Below are 1,924 nucleotides of genomic sequence, written 5' to 3' on the forward strand. Positions count from 1 at the left end.
TGGCACGCCAGCGTCTGGCGACCCTGGGCGTCACCCGAGTCTATGGCAACGACGGCAGCGCCAGCTGGTGCACGGTGACGCAGGCGTCACAGTTCTTTTCGCACCGGCGCGACCGCGTCAGCGGCCGCCTGGCCGTCTGCATCTGGCGTGGTGCCTGAGGCGGCCTGGGCCGCAGCCAGCTCGGCGCGTTCGCGCGCCTTGATGGCGCGCCGACGGGCCGGCGTGGCCATGACATACACCAGCAGCGTGATGGGTAACACGCCATACAGCACAAAGGTGATGAGGGCGCCCAGCAGCGTGCCGTTGCTGTTGGTGGCCTCCGCCACGGCCATCATCAGCGCCACATACAGCCAGGCGATGGGAACCAGGTACATATTGCCCCTATTTTTTAGTCGTTCGGAAAAGCTTGTCAGTTTGTCGAATGCCTTTGTCTAAGATACTACGGGTTTTATCGACGTCAGGTCTTACAAGGGGCATGCATGGAAAGTGAAGTTCAGCAACTCTGGCTGCAAACGGCGCAACAGTTTCAAAAAACCCTGACCGACACCTTGACCCAGGTGTTTGAGTCATTTCACAACATGGATTTGGGCGAGGCTGGAACTCAGCTGATGCCATCGGCCACGCAGCCCCCGAAAATCACTTTTTCACCTGAAAAGATGCAGGAGCTGCAACGCCAGTACCTCCAGGAAGCCGGCGAACTCTGGGCCAATAGCCTGCAGGGCAAACCCAAAAACAAAGACCGCCGTTTTGCCGATCCGGCCTGGGAAGCCAATCCGGTGTCGGCTTTCAGTGCGGCTGCGTATCTGTTGAACGCCAAGACCCTGGCGCAGATGGTGGATGTGGTGGACACCGACGCCAAGACCCGTGCCCGCATCCGCTTTGCTGTCGAGCAGCTCACGGCAGCCGCCGCCCCGAGCAATTACCTGGCACTCAACGCCGAAGCCCAGCAAAAGGCGCTCGATACCCAGGGCGCCAGCATCAGCAAGGGCCTGCAGAACCTGTTGCACGACATCCAGCAGGGCCATGTGTCGATGACCGACGAAAGCCTGTTCACGGTGGGCCAGAACGTGGGCACCACCGAAGGCGCGGTGGTGTTCGAGAACGAGCTGTTCCAGCTGATCGAATACAAGCCGCTGACCGCCAAGGTGTATGAAAAGCCGTTTTTGCTGGTGCCACCGTGCATCAACAAGTATTACATCCTGGACCTGCAGCCGGAAAACTCGCTGGTGCGCCACGCCGTGGCGCAGGGGCACCGCACCTTCATCGTGAGCTGGCGCAACCCGGACGCCTCCCTGGCCAAGGCCACCTGGGACGACTACATCGACAACGCGGTGATCAAGGCCATCGCAGTCACGCGCGAGATCACCGGTGCCAAGACCATCAATGCGCTGGGCTTTTGTGTCGGTGGCACCATGCTGGGTACGGCGCTAGCGGTGCTGGCCGCACGTGGTGAGAAGCCGGTGGCCAGCGCCACCTTGCTGACTTCGATGCTCGACTTTGCCGACACCGGTGTGCTGGACGTGTTCATTGACGAAGCCTTCGTCAAATACCGCGAGCAGGAGATGGGCAAGGGCGGCCTGATGAAGGGCCAGGACCTGGCCAGCACTTTCAGCTTTTTGCGTCCCAACGACCTGGTCTGGAACTACGTGGTGGGCAACTACCTCAAGGGTGAAACCCCGCCGCCGTTTGACCTGCTGTACTGGAACAGCGACAGCACCAACCTGCCCGGACCCTATTACGCCTGGTACCTGCGCAACACCTATCTGGAAAACAACCTCACCAAGCCGGGCAAGGCCACGGTGTGCGGGCAAAAGGTGGACCTGGGCCTGGTGGACATCCCGGTCTATGTCTATGGCTCGCGTGAAGACCACATCGTGCCCATTGGCGGGGCCTATGCCTCGACCCAGTTCCTGCCCGGTAAAAA

3 protein-coding genes are annotated in these 1,924 nt (G+C 60.7%); 2 read left to right on the forward strand and 1 reads right to left on the reverse strand.

Annotated elements, in window-relative coordinates; translation table 11 throughout:
• Window positions 1-158, forward strand: a 158-nt coding sequence (locus tag PHW99_RS18375) for a laccase domain-containing protein (RefSeq protein WP_300181182.1), incomplete at its 5' end; no start/stop codon positions are given.
• On the opposite strand, the gene PHW99_RS18380 is transcribed toward PHW99_RS18375, so the two are convergent.
• Complete coding sequence (locus PHW99_RS18380) at window positions 87-374, reverse strand: hypothetical protein (RefSeq protein ID WP_300181168.1); 288 nt, start codon at window positions 372-374, stop codon at window positions 87-89. The two genes, PHW99_RS18375 and PHW99_RS18380, sit on opposite strands and share 72 nt — an antisense overlap.
• Before the next feature lie 105 nt (window positions 375-479).
• Between PHW99_RS18380 and PHW99_RS18385 the strand changes: the two genes are divergently transcribed.
• Window positions 480-1,924 (forward strand): alpha/beta fold hydrolase (locus PHW99_RS18385; protein WP_300181171.1); only part of this gene is annotated, 1,445 nt, incomplete at its 3' end.

This window comes from Rhodoferax sp. (genome assembly GCF_028689305.1).
Taxonomy (GTDB): domain Bacteria; phylum Pseudomonadota; class Gammaproteobacteria; order Burkholderiales; family Burkholderiaceae_C; genus Rhodoferax.